Raw genomic sequence first — 15,599 nt, 5'->3', positions numbered from 1 at the left:
ATAACGTTAACTATGTTTGTAAAAAGGAAAACCATTGTCTTCGTAAAATTTAAATGGATGATTAAAAAGAAGAACAACGCTCACCTCTAAACCAACTTTGATTACTTATTGAAAAAAAACGCCAAAATCTACAAAAATGTTAAAAACAAATTTCGCAGTTTCGACGTTTTCTTTCTTTACCGCATGAGCATTCTTACCTATACTTCTGCTATTTCGTTCATTCTTAAGGAACAAGAATGTCCTGTCTCAACGAACTTAGCTGAATGGCTTAAATTTGTGCCCAGACGCTTTCTAAGATATTTGTTTGTGTTCTATCAGGTCCAACAGAAAATGTTGAAATACGCACACCTACGAGTTCAGAAATACGTCTGACATAGTTACGTGCATTTTCTGGTAATTCAGCAAGTGTTTTGCATGCTGTAATATCTTCAGACCAACCTGGAAGTTCTTCATAAACAGGTTTACAACGTTTCAATTCTTTCAAACTTGCTGGATAATGATAAATCAATTCTCCATCGAGCTCATAAGCTGTACAAATTTTTACTGTATCAAGTCCACTTAAGACATCAATTGAATTAAGGGATAGATTAGTAATTCCTGAAACACGTTTTGAGTGACGCATCACTACTGAATCAAACCATCCCACACGTCGTGGACGACCTGTAGTCGTTCCGTATTCGCGACCAACTTCACGAATTTGTTGTCCCGTTTCATCAAACAATTCAGTTGGGAATGGACCATCTCCTACACGAGAAGTATAAGCTTTACATACACCAACAACTTTATTGATTTTAGATGGACCTACGCCACTACCGATCGTTACGCCACCTGCGACTGGGTTTGAAGAAGTAACAAATGGATAGGTTCCTTGGTCGATATCCAGCATAACCCCTTGTGCGCCTTCAAATAATACTCGTTTTCCTGCATCTAGGGCATCATTTAAAATGACAGATGTATCAGTAACATACTGTTTGATTTGTTGACCATATTCATAATATTCTTCAAATATCGAGTCAAAATCAATTGGCTCAGAATCAAACATTTTTACAAATTGACGGTTTTTATCTTCTAAGTTTAAACGTAAGCGTTCTTCAAAAATTTCTTTGTCTAGTAAGTCAGCGATGCGGATCCCTACACGAGCTGCTTTGTCCATGTATGCTGGTCCGATCCCTTTGATTGTTGTACCGATTTTATTTTCACCTTTTGCATCTTCTTGTAATTGATCCAACTTGATGTGATAAGGCAAAATAACATGTGCTCGGTCAGAAATACGTAAGTTATCAGTAGTTACACCTTTTTCATGTAAATAAGCTAACTCTTTGACTAATGATTTAGGATTGACTACCACACCATTCCCGATCACACTGATTTTATCTTTATAAAAAATCCCCGAAGGAATCAAATGCAGTTTATAAGTAACACCGTTGAATTTGATCGTGTGTCCTGCATTATCGCCACCTTGGTACCGTGCGATCACTTCAGCATTTTCACTAAGAAAGTCAGTAATTTTTCCTTTCCCTTCGTCGCCCCATTGTGTACCTACCACTACTACAGATGACATTTGAACACCTCGTTTTATTTTATTTAATCCTGAATTATTGTAACAATAACTCATTACTTATTCAACTAAAATCGAATGATTCTTTTATTTATTTTATAAAAACGCTTGAAAAACGAACGATGATACATTTTAAATAGAAACTAGTGTAAACCAAACTATTCAGAGAAGAAAATTCCTTTAGTACAAAGCAAATAAGATAGTTTTTTAGGGTTTATTACTCGTTGCCACTGACAGAATCGTAATCTAAACATCTTTGCTTATTAGAAATAATGATTACTAGGGTAGACTGCTTCCTAATTTACTATACTATTATTTCCCAAATGTGATTCTGCTGCGTTTTCTTTTGATAAAGAACAGTTGGAATGATCGATAGCTAAAAAAGCACCTCCAAATTAACGAGATAATTTGGAGGTGCTTTTTTATAGTCAATTTATAATCAATATTCTTCTCTCGGGGATAACGACGAAAATTTGTTGTATTCTTTGATAAACAGTAATTCTACTGTACCACGGGCACCACTACGGTTTTTTTCGATGATGACTTCAATGACATTGTCGTTTTTTGGTTCGTTATCCTCATTGTCTTCGCCACCTTCTCTTTCATAGTAATCATCTCGATATAAGAAGGCTACGATATCAGCATCTTGCTCAATGGAACCCGATTCACGGATATCACTTAATACAGGACGTTTATCTTGACGTTGTTCTACTCCACGGGAAAGCTGAGACAACGCAATAACGGGTACTTTTAATTCTTTGGCTAGCTTTTTTAATTGACGTGAAATATCAGATACTTCTTGTTGACGATTTTCTCTCCCGTTTCCTTCAATCAATTGCAAGTAGTCAATCAAGATCAATCCAAGATTTCCTTTTTCCTGCGCTAATTTTCTGCATTTGGCACGAATCTCAGAAATTTTTATTCCTGGAGTATCATCAATAAAGATATTTGCCCGTGACAAACTACCCATTGCAACGATCAAATTGGACCACTCTTCTTCAGAAAGTTGACCGGTACGCAAATGGCTTGCTTCGATCGACCCTTCCGCACAAAGCATCCGATTAACAAGTGACTCAGCCCCCATTTCCAAACTAAAAATAGCAACTGAACGATCGGTTTTTGTCCCGACATTTTGAGCTATATTTAATGCGAAAGCTGTTTTCCCTACCGCAGGCCGAGCTGCTAGGATGATCAATTCCTCAGGTTGAAAACCTGCTGTCATTTTATCAAGTCCTTTGTATCCAGTCGGTAATCCTGTGATTTCTTCATTATTTTGGGCCAGCTGGTCAATATTTTCAATGGTTGAGTTCAAGACTTCTGCAATAGATAGAAAGCCACTGCGGTTTCTTTTTTCGGATACTTCTAAAATACTGCGCTCGGCATCATCCAGAATCGATTGGACTTCTTCCCCTTGTTCAAACCCTTTTGTCACGATCCCAGTAGCTGTTTGGATCAGTGTGCGAAGCAATGATTTTTCTTCAACGATTTTCGCATAGTAGACGATATTTGCTGCAGTAGGTACTGCTAACGCTAAATCTGAAAGGTAGCTTAACCCACCAGCATCTTCTAATAAGTTCGCTTGCTCCAACCGATCTTTTACAGTCACTACATCTATTGCTTCATTACGGTCATTTAATTCGATCATTGTTTCAAAAATGATTTGATGTCCCCGACGATAAAAGTCTTTCGGTTCTATGTACTCCATGGCATCAATGATCGTTTCAGCATCTAAAAAAACCGATCCTAAAACCGCTTGTTCAGCTTCAATATTTTGCGGTGGAATTCGATCCTGCCACACTTCATTCATACATATCGCTCCTTGTCTTCAATTGCTTTATTTTACAAGAAAATCGTAAAAAAGTCACTTTAAAAAAGTGAGTGTAATGGTTGCTTATCTTTCGAAATCAATAAAAGAGACAGTCAATACCAAGAATAAGTACAAAAAATACATATGTAGATTCATCAAAATCTTAAACTAGCAAAAACTTTGAGAACGAAGATCCCTTGATAAAATGAAACAACTATAAAAAGTATATCAGTCAAGTGATCCTTTATGCTAGTACCAAACTAGCTATATGTTCAATAGGTGTTGTCATAATCGAAAAAAAAAAGGAAACTTTTTTCCTGTTTTTTCATTTTTGACAAAAAATAGATCGCTTATGATTATTTAATACTATATACTATTGATTGTGCAAGAATCCATCAAAGAAATCGTTTTCTATCCCGCGCAAAAAATTTTAGGAGGAAATGTGTTACGAAAAAAATGAAACTCGTTGCTATTTTATTGTCTTGTCTGTCTTTATTTGGATCCGTAGTACCAGGAGTAACACAAATCGTTGATGCAGCTGAGAAAACCGCTAGTGTACCAGCTGAAAACCATTTTTAACTAGATCAAGTCAAGATTGTCGAATCCAATGAATTATACAAAACTTTTGTGCAAGAAGTGAATCGTCCAGAGATCAAACAACAGTTACTGAATCAGCCAGACTCAGCAGAAACAAAAGCTTTGATCCAGTCTCTTATCTTAAAATATGATGGCGCTGAAGTCCACTATGCTTATGGTGACAATACGTTCGCACGAGGACTTTACGATACTACCGGGTGGTCAGAAAAATTTGTTAATGGTGGTATCAACGATTATGCCACTAGTAAGACAGGATTAGCTAATTTAAGAGACTATTTAGGTTTTTGTTCTGTTGGTTTAGCAGTAAATGGTGCGGGTTATGGTGCTGTAATTGGTGGTGTGATTGGAGCTGTAGTTGGGACAATTATTGGTGCTGCAGTATTAGCCAAACGTTGCGATCAAGGTCAAAGTGATGTAAAAACAATGATTAGTAAAAATAGATCAAATGGAGGAGTGCGGATGACTTTAACAGCAGAATTTCCGATTTGCAGTTTAACGTCACAAACGCAGTGTAGTATATGAGACTGGGAACCTTATTAATTTATTCAACAATCCTTGTGATGATATTACTATTTTTGAAATATCGCAAGAAAAAATAATCTAAGCTTAAAGAGTCTAGGACATGAACAAAAAAATCTGGTTAATGTCCCACTTTTTTGATCTAGGGTATTAAAAAGCACATAATCTTGTAAGAATAAAGTAGCTAAAATCAATTGAAAAGAAAGTATGCTTTCCATACCATCCTATCAAATATCTTTACCATTAAATGAAAAAAATCAGCCGGATTTTGACATGATTCATCAAAATCCGGCTGATTTCTTTTTGAAGAGAACTCTCAGTCTCTGCGATCATTTCTCAACAAGTCCTATTACAAAACCTCAAGAGACTGCTAACAGAAATGATTGGTGAGGTAGCTATTCTGCTACCACATGCACTTTGATCGTTGCAGTCACTTCATGATGCAATTTGACTGGTACGTTCGTGTAACCTAACGTACGGATTGGATTATTCAATTCGATTTTTCGTTTATCTAGTTTTACTTTGTATTGCTTGTTCAATCCTTCAGCAATTTGTTTTGAAGGGATTGAACCGAATAAACGTCCATCTTCACCAGCTTTGGCTTTCAGTTCGACAACCGTTTCTTCTTTTTCTAAAAATCCTTTTAGTTCTTTTGCTTCTTCTAAAATTTCAGCTTCTTGTTTTTCTTGTGCCTTTTTTTGTCCAGCTAATTGGCTAATACTACTTTTATTTGCTTCTTTTGCCAAATTATTTTTTAATAGGAAATTTTGTGCGTAACCATTCGGTACTTCTTTAACGTCACCTTTTTTTCCTTTACCTTTTACATCTTGTAAGAAAATGACTTTCATATCCATTACTCCTTATCATATAATTGATTCCTATTTTCTTTGATTGCAGCAAGTAAACGCTGTTTGGTTTCTTCTACTGTGACACCTTCCAATTGGGTCGCTGCATTGGTGAAATGACCGCCGCCGCCAAGAGACTCCATGATCACTTGAACATTGATCGTGCCCGAACTACGAGCACTGATCCCGACTAGCCCGTCCGTTCGTTTCGTGATGACAAAAGCCCCATTGATATTGATCATTGATAAGAGGGTGTCTGCCGTTTTCGCAGCGATCACACTATTATATTCCTTTTCATCTGTCCCAGCTGCTACGACAATATCTGAAGTTACATATTCGCTCTGTGCAATCAAATGGCTGATTTCCAAATAGGTTGCTAAATCTGAACTCAATAAATATTGTACTAGGGAAGCATCCGCACTACAAGACCTTAAATAACTTGCTACATCAAAAGTTCGTGCTGTTGTGCGTACATTAAAACTGTTCGTATCAACAGTCATGCCTGCCAATAACAACGTCGCTTCAAAACGATCTAAGCGATTCGTGCGATTGCTTTGATACTGAATTAGTTCTGTTACTAACTCTGAAGCAGAAGAAGCAGAAGATTCGATATACGTCAACAGCGGCTTACTTGGGAACTCCTCCCCACGTCGATGATGATCAATAATAACGATCTTATCAAATTGCTCATATAGGCTCTGAGAGATCGATAGCGAGGGTTTGTGGTAATCTACCATAACTAGCAGGTCTTCTTCTTTTTTAAGCTCCATCGCTTTTTTGGGCGAAATCAGCTGTGCTTCTAGTTCAGGGTGTTTATGAATTTCCTCTAAACATCGTTCTACGTCTGGAATAATCTCGTTTTCATCAAGTACGATATACGCTTTTTTTTGATTGAAACGAGCTAAGCAACTTACCCCAAATGCTGAACCAATAGCATCCATATCGGGGAATTTATGCCCCATGATAAATACATCGCCAGTTTCAGTAAAAATCTTACGAAGTGCAGTACTCATCGCTCGTGAACGTACACGGGTTCGTTTGACTGACTTAGCTGATTTTCCTCCATAGTAAACAGGTTTTGCTCCCTCACGTAGTTCTTTCACGACAACTTGGTCGCCACCTCGAACTAGAGCAATGTCCAAATTATTTTGGGCTTCTCCCCCAATTTCATCTAACGAATCTTGACCGTAAGCAATCCCCATACTTAGAGTAATTGGCAAATTTTGTCGCTCTGCTTCTGCACGTAAACGATCCAACAGATCAAATTTTTTGTCCATCATTTTTTTCAAATCAATCATTTGTGCGACAAAGAAAAAGCGTTCTGCAGTGATCCGCTTAAAAAAGACATGGTATTCGTTCATCCAATCAGACACCATTGTAGTCACAAACGAATTGAGATAAGAGATTTCTTTGTCATCTAACTTATCGATAGCATCTGCATAATTATCAATTGATAAGATACCAATCACTGGCTGACTGTTGGTTTGATGGAGCTTCAACAATTGATTTTGGGTGATATCGTTGAAATAAACGACCCCCTTTACTGTATCCATTTCAAATTGAAAGGTTCGATCTGCTAAATATACTTGTTTTTTCTTTTTCTCTTTTGCCGAAAAAAAAGCATCTAATAGTTCTTCTTCTGTTAAGCTGCTTTGATCTTTGATTTTTAAGGCGAGTGGGTTCAACCATTCAATTTTTTGGCTTGTTGGTTGGTACGCAATCACTCCTACTGGCATCACTTCGGAGACATAAGCAAGATTGTTCTCAGCCACCGTTGAGGCTTGTTGGATTTTTTCACGATTTTTTATCATTAGCCATCGTTTTAATTTCAACCAATAACGTAAGCCAAAAAGGTTCATCAAAAGCACAACCAAAGCGCTAACAAAACGAAATGGCATAAATAATACAACCAGTACTTCAAGCAATAAAAATAAAAAAATGAAGAGAGGTCTAGGGGTTAAGTTTTCTTTTTCTTTTTCCATCTTCTTCCTCCCATAGTTGATTAGTTTAATTTTACCATAACTTCCCGTATTCAAGCGACTAAACAAATGCTTGATTATTTAACTGAAAATACTTTTCACTGTATTAAAAAAAATGGTAGAATAACTTGTTTTCAACCTTGAAATGACAGTTATCATCTAACCTCAAACCGAAATAAAGCAAATTATTACTACTTTGAATGTTCAAATGAGCAATTTATAAAAGGCAAAGGAGCATTATATGAATAAAATGAACAAATTAAGCTTCCATCATATCGGTAAACCAATCGATCTGGAAGAAATCAAAGATCATCCAGAAACAAAGTATAGTCCTTTATTCGATATGTACTCACTGGATGTGAAAAATTCTTTATCTATGCCAATCGAACTCCATGCCTTTGGTCCCGATTGTCGTCTTGATCCAATCATTCAAAAAGAAGCTCATGTTGCTTTTACAGTCGATAACATTGAGCTAGCATTGAAAGGACAAGAAATCATCATGCCTCTTTATCAACCTTTCGCTGGCTACCGTTGTGCAATGATCTTAGTCAATCAGCAACCAATCGAGTTGATTGAGAGCAGCTTGTCGGAAAGTCAGATTTGGGGAGATGGAATTTTTAAAGATAGTATTCTTTATCCCCAATCCTAAACGAAAATCGTGGATGCTTTTCTCTATGATTCTTCTAAGTATAGATGACACTCTTTTTTTTGATAATAAAACATCTAAACATTTATTCTCAAAAAGTAAAAAACGAGGGAACGGTAGTAAAACCATTTCCTCGTTTCATTATTTCAATTAATCTTCACTTACGAAAGGTAGTAAGCCCATGATACGTGCGCGTTTGATAGCAACAGTAATTTTACGTTGGTTTTTAGCGCCTGTACCTGTTACACGACGTGGCAAGATTTTTCCACGTTCTGAGATAAATCTTTTTAGTAATTCAATATCTTTATAATCGATATATTCAATATGGTTAGCAGCAATATAGTCTACTTTACGACGTTTACGTCCGCCTCTTCTTTGTTGTGCCATTCTATTTCCCTCCTATCAAATTCGTTTAGAATGGTAAATCATCGTCTGAAATGTCGATCGTTGAACTTGAACCAAATGGATCAGAATTGTCACGATCAAAATCAGGCATACCGTTGGATGATTGAGATGTTTGATTATAGTTATTACTTCCGCCAAAATCATTTGTCGATTGACCAGAGCTTTGGTAACCGCCAGTTTGTTGACGATTTTCAGATGCAGCACGACTTTCCAATAATTGGAAGTTTTCAGCAACTACTTCTGTTACGTATACACGTTGTCCTTGCTGATTATCATAAGAACGAGTTTGGATACGTCCAGTAACTCCTAAAAGAGTCCCCTTACGAGCATAGTTTGCTAATGTCTCTGCTGATTTACGCCAAATCACACAATTAATAAAGTCAGCCTCACGATTGCCGTTTTGGCTAGTAAAATTACGATTAACAGCTAAAGTAAACGTTGCTACTGCAGTGCCACTTGATGTATATCGTAAATCCGGATCTTTAGTTAGACGTCCAACTAGTACAACATTATTAATCAAAAGATTCATCTCCTCTCATCGTTGTTCTATTGTTCCACATGAAACAATAAATTATGCTTCTTCTTTCACGATCATGTGACGAATGATATCGTCGTTGATTTTAGCAAGACGGTCAAATTCATTGACAGCAGTTGCTGATGATGGAGAAGACACTTTAACGATGTGATAGATACCTTCACGGTAACCGTTCATTTCATACGCTAAACGGCGTTTTTCCCAATCTTTAGATTCGATAACTTCAGCTCCGTTATCTTTCAAGATTGCATCGAAACGTTCGATTAAAGCAGTTTTTGCTTCTTCATCAATGTTTGGACGAATAATGTACATGATTTCATATTTCGTATTTTCCATTGATTTTCACCTCCCTATGGACTTTCGGCTCTTAGATTCCCAAGAGCAAGGAGAGTTTTCTAATAAATTAGACTACTCACAATCTTTAATTATACACGTATAGAGTGAAAAAAGCAATAAGCTGAAGGGAAAATAGTGTAGAAAGAAGTTTTTAATAAGATGCTTTACTAAATGACTGCCGAAAGTTCTCTTTTTGAATCTCTTGAAAAACACGATCTCCTACAATAACAAAGTATAAAAACTACAAGAGCTATTCGTAGGTGGATTCTTTTTTATGTTGCAAAAGAATCCATGAACATAAAACAATAATAAGCCACAACCTCCGACAATCATTGTGTATCGGAGGTTGTGGCTTATTTTTACAAGCTTCCCATCGCTGAGACAAGCCCTGTTTTTTGACTATTCTTCTGTTTTATCTATTGTGGTATCTTCCACGGTCTCTGTTGGTGTCTCAGTTTCTTCTGTGCTTTCTGGCTCGACGGCCGCCATTGTCACAACCTTCGTATCAGCTTCCATTTTGATCAAACGTACGCCAAGTGTAGCACGTCCAGTTTGAGAAACAGTTGAGACATTGAAACGAATAATAACGCCTTTATCTGTGATCAGCATGATATCTTCTGTTCCAACAATCGTGGCTAGTCCAGCTAATGGACCATTTTTTTCAGTGATATTGGCTGTTTTGATCCCTTTACCGCCGCGACCTTTCACTGGATACTCTTTCACTTTCGTTCGTTTACCATAGCCTTTTTCAGTAATGATCAAGACTTCATGATTTTCATTCATCAAGGCAGCACCAATCACATAATCGTCTTCTCTTAAACGAATACCTCGAACTCCTGACGCTGTCCGTCCCATGTCCCGAACAGCTCCTTCCGCAAACGTTACCGAATAACCATCATGTGTACCAATGATAATGTTTGATTGACCATCTGTTAACAACACGTTGACTAATTCATCGTCTTCTTTTAAGCCAATCGCAATCAATCCATTACTGCGGATATTCGCAAAAGCAGTTACGGTGGTCCGTTTCACCGTTCCTTGACGAGTAGTGAAGAAGAGGTAATGTCCTTCTTGAGCTTCACCGGTGACTGCGATAATTGCTTGAATTTTTTCACTTGAATCGATCCCTAACAAGTTAATGATTGGAATTCCTTTCGCAGTTCGACCATATTCTGGAATTTCATATCCTTTGGCACGATAGACTTTCCCGTTATTGGTAAAGAATAGCAAGGTGTCATGTGTCGAACAAGAGACAAGGTTTTTGACGAAGTCATCGTTATGCACGCCCATTCCTTGTACACCGCGTCCACCACGACGTTGTGCTCTAAATTCATTGTTCGCTAAACGTTTGATATACCCATTGTTCGTGAGTGTAATAACGATTTCTTCTTCTTCGATCAAGTCTTCATCTTCAAGACTTAAAACTTCACCCACTAGTAATTCTGTACGACGTTTGTCACCAAAACGTTGGTTTAATTCTGCTAGCTCTGTTTTGATGATTTCGGTCACACGTTCTGGACGAGCAAGAATATCCGTTAAATCTTCGATCAATCGTAATAATTCTTGGTATTCATTTTCGATTTTCTCACGTTCTAAACCAGTTAGACGACGTAAACGCATATCTAAGATCGCTTGCGCTTGTCGATCAGATAATTCAAAACGATCAATCATCGTTGTTTTTGCTTCATCGTCAGATTTAGACCCACGGATAATTGCAATGATTTCATCAATATGGTCCAATGCGATCCGTAAACCTTCTAAAATGTGAGCTCGTGCTTCTGCCTTTTCTTTTTCAAAAATCGTTCGGCGAGTGATCACTTCACGCTGATGCTCTACATAGTTTTCAAGTATTTGTTTAAGACTCAGTACTTTAGGAACGCCTTTTTCAATGGCCAGCATATTGAAACCAAATGAATTTTGTAATGAAGTCAACTTATACAGGTTATTTAAAATAACCGAAGCACTTGCATCACGGCGGATATCGATAACGATCCGCATTCCTTCACGAGAAGACTCATCACGCAAATCCGTAATTCCTTCAATCCGTTTATCACGGTGTAATTCAGAGATTCGTTCGATCAATTTTGCTTTATTGACCATATAAGGAAGTTCCGTTACGATAATTCGTTCTTTGCCATTAGGCATCTCCGTGATTTCTACTTTTGCTCGAACAGTTATTGACCCTTTCCCCGTTTCGTAAGCACGGCGAATACCTGATTTACCCATTACGAGACCACCGGTTGGAAAATCGGGACCAGGTAAAACTTCCATCAATTCATTGGTTGTTACTTCTGGATTTTCCATCAATAGATCGATCGCTGCTACTACCTCAGATAAATTATGAGGGGGGATATTCGTCGCCATACCAACTGCGATCCCTGTTGTTCCGTTAACTAGCAGATTAGGAAAGCGTGCTGGAAGTACGACTGGTTCCCTTTCTGTATCGTCATAGTTACTTTGGAAATCTACAGTATTTTTATTGATATCCCGTAGCATCTCCGTGGCAATTTTACTCATACGTGCTTCGGTGTACCGCATCGCAGCTGCTCCATCACCATCGACAGAACCAAAGTTACCATGTCCATCCACTAGCATGTACCGATAACTAAATGGTTGTGCCATCCGTACCATGGATTCATAAATAGCACTGTCTCCATGGGGGTGATACTTACCCATAACATCCCCAACGATTCTGGCAGATTTTTTATGGGCTTTATCTGGGGTCACACCCAATTCGTTCATCCCGTATAAAATACGGCGATGAACAGGTTTTAACCCATCTCGAACATCCGGTAGTGCACGAGCAACAATAACACTCATCGCATAATCGATGAAGGAGTCTTTCATTTCGCTAGTTAGATTGACATCATGGATGTTCTCTCTGATTTCTTCACTCATCTTTTTTCCTCCTTCATGACTAAATATCTAAGTTTTTCACATAATGGGCATTTTCTTCAATGAATGCACGACGAGGTTCCACTCGATCACCCATTAACATTTCAAAAATTTGATCAGCTGCGATAGCATCATCCACACTAACACGAGCCATCATACGATTGCTAGGGTCCATCGTTGTTTCCCATAGTTGATGGTCATCCATTTCACCTAACCCTTTGTATCGTTGAACACTTGGTTTTGGTGTAGCTGGTAGAGAAGCAACTACTTGTTTCAAATCTTCTTCAGCGTTTTTACCGGGTTGTACATACGTGATTTTTTTCCCTTGTTTTACCCCGTATAGCGGCGGTTGTGCAATATAAACATATCCCGCTTCAACAATTGGGCGCATATAACGATAAAACAAGGTTAAGAGCAATGTTCGAATATGGGCACCATCGACATCGGCATCCGTCATAATCACTAATTTGTGGTAACGAGCTTTGGAAACATCGAAGTCTTCACCGAATCCTGTTCCCATAGCGGTAAATAAAGAGCGGATTTCTTCATTGGCTAGAATTTTATCCATACTTGCTTTTTCAACATTTAAGATTTTCCCACGAATCGGTAAAATTGCTTGAAATTCACGATTTCGCCCTTGTTTTGCTGAACCGCCGGCAGAATCTCCTTCGACGATGAACAATTCGCATTTTTCTGGATCATTACTTGAGCAATCGGCCAGTTTACCAGGCAAATTACTGATTTCTAATGCGCCTTTTCTTCTGGTTACTTCACGGGCACGTTTCGCTGCTAGACGTGCTTTAGAAGCCAACAATCCTTTTTCAATGATTTGTCGTCCAACACTTGGATTTTCTAACAAGAATTTCATGAAATGCTCGCTAAACAGACGATCTGTTACTGTCCGAACTTCAGAATTACCTAATTTTGTTTTGGTTTGCCCTTCAAATTGTGGATCTGGGTGTTTGATCGAAATTACTGCGGTCAGTCCTTCCCGCACATCTTCACCAGTTAAGTTATCATCATTTTCTTTCATCAATTTTTGTTTACGTGCATAGTCATTGATCACACGTGTCAACGCTGTCTTGAAGCCAGATTCATGCGTACCACCTTCATAAGTATGGATATTATTTGCAAAACTCATGATGTTGGAGTGGTAACCATCGGTATATTGCATGGAAACTTCTACCGTGATGTCTTGTTGTTCTCCTTCTAAATAAACTGGCTCTGGAAAAATGACCGTTTTATTTGCATTCAAATATTCCACATAGCTCTTGATCCCACCGTCATAATGGTACTCTTTTACTACTGGAGATTCTTCTCTCTTATCTTCAATCGAGATCTTCATTCCCCGGTTCAAGAATGCTAATTCGCGGATACGGGTCGCTAGCTTATTAAAATCAAAAACTGTTGTTTCCGTAAAGATTTCTGGATCTGGTATAAAATGAACAGTTGTCCCGTTTCGATCGGTTTGTTCAATAATCTTCAGATCATCGACAACAGCACCACGACGATATTCCTGATAGTACACATTTCCATCTTTGTAGACTTTTACATCAAGCTGAGTGGAGAGCGCATTTACAACCGAAGAACCTACCCCGTGAAGACCACCAGATACTTTATAACCGCCTCCGCCGAATTTCCCACCAGCATGGAGTACCGTAAACACCGTTTCTACCGCTGGACGACCAGTTTTGGCTTGGATATCAACGGGGATACCTCGGCCATCATCGATGACAGTAATACTGTTATCTTTTTCAATTATTACTTGGATTTTCGTCGCAAATCCTGCTAGGACTTCATCGATAGAGTTATCAACGATTTCCCATACTAAGTGATGTAATCCTTCCGAACTTGTGGAGCCGATATACATACCAGGACGTTTTCGAACGGCTTCAAGTCCTTCAAGAACTTGGATCTGACTGGCATCATATTCTTTTGCACGTTCTACTAAACTTTTTTCATCTGTCATTTAGCCTTCTTCTCCTTTTATTTCCCCTTGCTGAACATAAAAAATCTCTGGTTCAACAGTCATTTTGTTTTTTACATGATCAAGTGTCGTTGTTGTTAAGAAAGTCTGTACCTTTCCTTCAATCGTTTCTAGTAAATGTAGTTGGCGATTATCATCTAGCTCACTCATTACATCATCAAGTAAAAGAATTGGATACTCCCCAGTTTCTTCTTTGATCAAATCAATTTCAGCCAACTTGACACTTAAAGCAGTGGTCCGCTGCTGTCCTTGAGAACCATACGTTTGCACGTTTTTTTGATTGACGAAAAAAGAAAGATCATCACGATGTGGTCCAATTGTCGTTGTTCCGCGAAACATATCTTTCTTTTTGTTTTGATTCAACAATTCTAAAAATTGTGTTTGGATCTCTTCTTGTGTTTGTGTACTTAAAGAAGAAAACGAGGTGACATATTCAATCTCTAATTGCTCTTTTTGATGGGTGATTTGTTGGTGCAATGTATTTGCCCAAAATTCCAGTCGTCGAACAAACTGTGCACGTGCTTTCAATACTTTACTTCCAAATTCAGCTAACTGTTCAGATAAAATATCTAAATAAAGTAAATCTGTTTGTTTTTTTTCATTCAGTTGTTTCAAATATTGATTTCTTTGTTTTAGAATACCTTGATATTGAACCAAATCGTAAAGATAGATCGGATTGATCTGTCCTAACTCCATATCAAGAAATTTTCGCCTGATCTGCGGACTACCCTTTACTAATGAAAGGTCTTCAGGTGCAAATAAAATGACATTTAATTGACCAACATAGCTACTTAATTTTTTTTGTTCGATATGATTGATCTTTGTTTTGCGTCCCTTTTTTGAAAGAAGGATCTCCAAAGGAATCTTAGAGGTTCCTTTTGTCACTTCGCCCTGGATCAGTGCTTGCTCGCCTTGCCATCCGATCAATTCTTGCTCACTGCTGGTACGGTGACTTCTCGTCATAGCCAAAACATAAATACTTTCCAAAAGATTCGTCTTACCTTGGGCATTTTCTCCTAAAAAAATGACAAGGTTTTTAGTAAACGTAATCTTTAATTCCTGATAGTTTCGATAATTTTTTAGATACAGCTTATTCAGCCTCATTATCGTTTATTCCTTTTTTTACCATAAAAAAAGTTCCCACTTCTGGAACTTCAACCATCATGCCGGGATAAAGTTTTCGTCCACGACGATTCTCTGGTTCGCCGTCTACCAAGACAGTGTTTTCAGCTAAATACCATTTTGCTTGTCCACCACTGCTAATTACTGTGACTTCTTTTAGCATTTGACCCAACGTCATAAATTCTGTTTTTAGAATGACTTGTTGTTTCAATGTTCATCCCTCATTTTCATTAATAAATGTATACTCTATTATACCTTTTTTTAGGCAATAAAACAAATTTATCCATATATTTTTCCATATAAGACGATTTAAGCGAAAAAAGGTGTTTTAAACAAAAATAAACAAAAAGCCTTAAAAGTGATTTTAT

At 37.8% G+C, this 15,599-nt stretch carries 14 protein-coding genes; 3 read left to right on the top strand and 11 right to left on the bottom strand.

Features of this window, described 5'->3' with window-relative positions; all coding sequences use genetic code 11:
* Window positions 1-268: 268 nt before the first annotated feature.
* Window positions 269-1,561: an adenylosuccinate synthase gene (locus tag AB3I42_RS05100; protein ID WP_010720491.1), complete on the bottom strand. Its 1,293-nt coding sequence runs from the start codon at window positions 1,559-1,561 to the stop codon at window positions 269-271.
* A 436-nt stretch (window positions 1,562-1,997) separates the two neighbouring features.
* Window positions 1,998-3,365, bottom strand: coding sequence for a replicative DNA helicase (gene dnaB, locus AB3I42_RS05095; RefSeq protein ID WP_081123091.1), 1,368 nt, complete (start codon window positions 3,363-3,365; stop codon window positions 1,998-2,000).
* Window positions 3,366-3,821: 456 nt separating this feature from the next.
* Here dnaB and AB3I42_RS05090 point away from each other — a divergent pair, with 456 nt between their 5' ends.
* Together AB3I42_RS05090 and AB3I42_RS05085 are read left to right on the top strand one after the other, a co-directional pair.
* Window positions 3,822-3,944: a hypothetical protein gene (locus tag AB3I42_RS05090; RefSeq protein ID WP_014834375.1), complete on the top strand. Its 123-nt coding sequence runs from the start codon at window positions 3,822-3,824 to the stop codon at window positions 3,942-3,944.
* A 48-nt stretch (window positions 3,945-3,992) separates the two neighbouring features.
* Window positions 3,993-4,484 carry a glycine zipper family protein gene (locus AB3I42_RS05085; RefSeq protein WP_034867241.1) on the top strand — a complete coding sequence of 164 codons (492 nt, stop codon included), beginning with the start codon at window positions 3,993-3,995 and terminating at the stop codon, window positions 4,482-4,484.
* Between the two features lie 392 nt (window positions 4,485-4,876).
* Here AB3I42_RS05085 and rplI read toward each other — a convergent pair whose 3' ends face one another.
* Entirely contained in the window at window positions 4,877-5,329 is a 453-nt protein-coding gene (rplI, locus tag AB3I42_RS05080; protein WP_010720494.1) for a 50S ribosomal protein L9, read from the bottom strand.
* A gap of 5 nt (window positions 5,330-5,334) precedes the next feature.
* A complete protein-coding gene (locus AB3I42_RS05075; protein WP_034697669.1) occupies window positions 5,335-7,308 on the bottom strand; it encodes a DHH family phosphoesterase in 1,974 nt (657 codons plus the stop codon).
* Between the two features lie 238 nt (window positions 7,309-7,546).
* On the opposite strand from AB3I42_RS05075, the gene AB3I42_RS05070 reads away from it, so the two are divergent.
* The gene (locus AB3I42_RS05070; protein WP_010736777.1) at window positions 7,547-7,954 is read left to right on the top strand and encodes a hypothetical protein; all 408 of its coding nucleotides are present in this window, start codon (window positions 7,547-7,549) and stop codon (window positions 7,952-7,954) included.
* A 147-nt stretch (window positions 7,955-8,101) separates the two neighbouring features.
* Here AB3I42_RS05070 and rpsR read toward each other — a convergent pair whose 3' ends face one another.
* From rpsR to yaaA, 7 genes are all read right to left on the bottom strand, one after another.
* Window positions 8,102-8,338, bottom strand: coding sequence for a 30S ribosomal protein S18 (gene rpsR, locus AB3I42_RS05065; protein ID WP_002288370.1), 237 nt, complete (start codon window positions 8,336-8,338; stop codon window positions 8,102-8,104).
* Window positions 8,339-8,363: 25 nt separating this feature from the next.
* Complete coding sequence (gene ssb / locus AB3I42_RS05060; RefSeq protein ID WP_010720497.1) at window positions 8,364-8,876, bottom strand: single-stranded DNA-binding protein; 513 nt, start codon at window positions 8,874-8,876, stop codon at window positions 8,364-8,366.
* Window positions 8,877-8,927: 51 nt separating this feature from the next.
* On the bottom strand, window positions 8,928-9,227 hold the full coding sequence (rpsF, locus tag AB3I42_RS05055; RefSeq protein WP_010720498.1) for a 30S ribosomal protein S6: 300 nt from the start codon (window positions 9,225-9,227) through the stop codon (window positions 8,928-8,930).
* A gap of 399 nt (window positions 9,228-9,626) precedes the next feature.
* Window positions 9,627-12,125, bottom strand: coding sequence for a DNA gyrase subunit A (gyrA, locus tag AB3I42_RS05050; protein WP_010720499.1), 2,499 nt, complete (start codon window positions 12,123-12,125; stop codon window positions 9,627-9,629).
* 19 nt (window positions 12,126-12,144) lie between these two features.
* Window positions 12,145-14,091, bottom strand: coding sequence for a DNA topoisomerase (ATP-hydrolyzing) subunit B (gene gyrB / locus AB3I42_RS05045; protein WP_010736776.1), 1,947 nt, complete (start codon window positions 14,089-14,091; stop codon window positions 12,145-12,147).
* Window positions 14,092-15,213: a DNA replication/repair protein RecF gene (gene recF / locus AB3I42_RS05040; protein ID WP_034697664.1), complete on the bottom strand. Its 1,122-nt coding sequence runs from the start codon at window positions 15,211-15,213 to the stop codon at window positions 14,092-14,094.
* On the bottom strand, window positions 15,200-15,442 hold the full coding sequence (yaaA, locus tag AB3I42_RS05035; RefSeq protein ID WP_010720502.1) for a S4 domain-containing protein YaaA: 243 nt from the start codon (window positions 15,440-15,442) through the stop codon (window positions 15,200-15,202). The genes recF and yaaA overlap by 14 nt, the downstream gene beginning before the upstream one ends.
* Window positions 15,443-15,599 lie beyond the last annotated feature (157 nt).

Origin of the sequence: Enterococcus sp. C53 (genome assembly GCF_040887425.1) — a bacterium.
Lineage (GTDB): Bacteria > Bacillota > Bacilli > Lactobacillales > Enterococcaceae > Enterococcus_B > Enterococcus_B hirae.
Note: the sequence above shows the minus strand (reverse complement) of the source record. Positions and strands in the feature narration are given on the sequence as shown.

What these genes read in the sequence shown, in the direction of transcription:
- dnaB (WP_081123091.1), bottom strand. Translation starts at nt 3,365, where the DNA reads ATGAATGAAGTGTGGCAGGATCGAATTCCACCGCAAAATATTGAAGCT.
- AB3I42_RS05070 (WP_010736777.1), top strand. Translation starts at nt 7,547, where the DNA reads ATGAATAAAATGAACAAATTAAGCTTCCATCATATCGGTAAACCAATC.
- AB3I42_RS05090 (WP_014834375.1), top strand. Translation starts at nt 3,822, where the DNA reads ATGAAACTCGTTGCTATTTTATTGTCTTGTCTGTCTTTATTTGGATCC.
- rpsR (WP_002288370.1), bottom strand. Translation starts at nt 8,338, where the DNA reads ATGGCACAACAAAGAAGAGGCGGACGTAAACGTCGTAAAGTAGACTAT.
- recF (WP_034697664.1), bottom strand. Translation starts at nt 15,213, where the DNA reads ATGAGGCTGAATAAGCTGTATCTAAAAAATTATCGAAACTATCAGGAA.
- rpsF (WP_010720498.1), bottom strand. Translation starts at nt 9,227, where the DNA reads ATGGAAAATACGAAATATGAAATCATGTACATTATTCGTCCAAACATT.
- AB3I42_RS05075 (WP_034697669.1), bottom strand. Translation starts at nt 7,308, where the DNA reads ATGGAAAAAGAAAAAGAAAACTTAACCCCTAGACCTCTCTTCATTTTT.
- rplI (WP_010720494.1), bottom strand. Translation starts at nt 5,329, where the DNA reads ATGAAAGTCATTTTCTTACAAGATGTAAAAGGTAAAGGAAAAAAAGGT.
- gyrA (WP_010720499.1), bottom strand. Translation starts at nt 12,125, where the DNA reads ATGAGTGAAGAAATCAGAGAGAACATCCATGATGTCAATCTAACTAGC.
- AB3I42_RS05100 (WP_010720491.1), bottom strand. Translation starts at nt 1,561, where the DNA reads ATGTCATCTGTAGTAGTGGTAGGTACACAATGGGGCGACGAAGGGAAA.
- gyrB (WP_010736776.1), bottom strand. Translation starts at nt 14,091, where the DNA reads ATGACAGATGAAAAAAGTTTAGTAGAACGTGCAAAAGAATATGATGCC.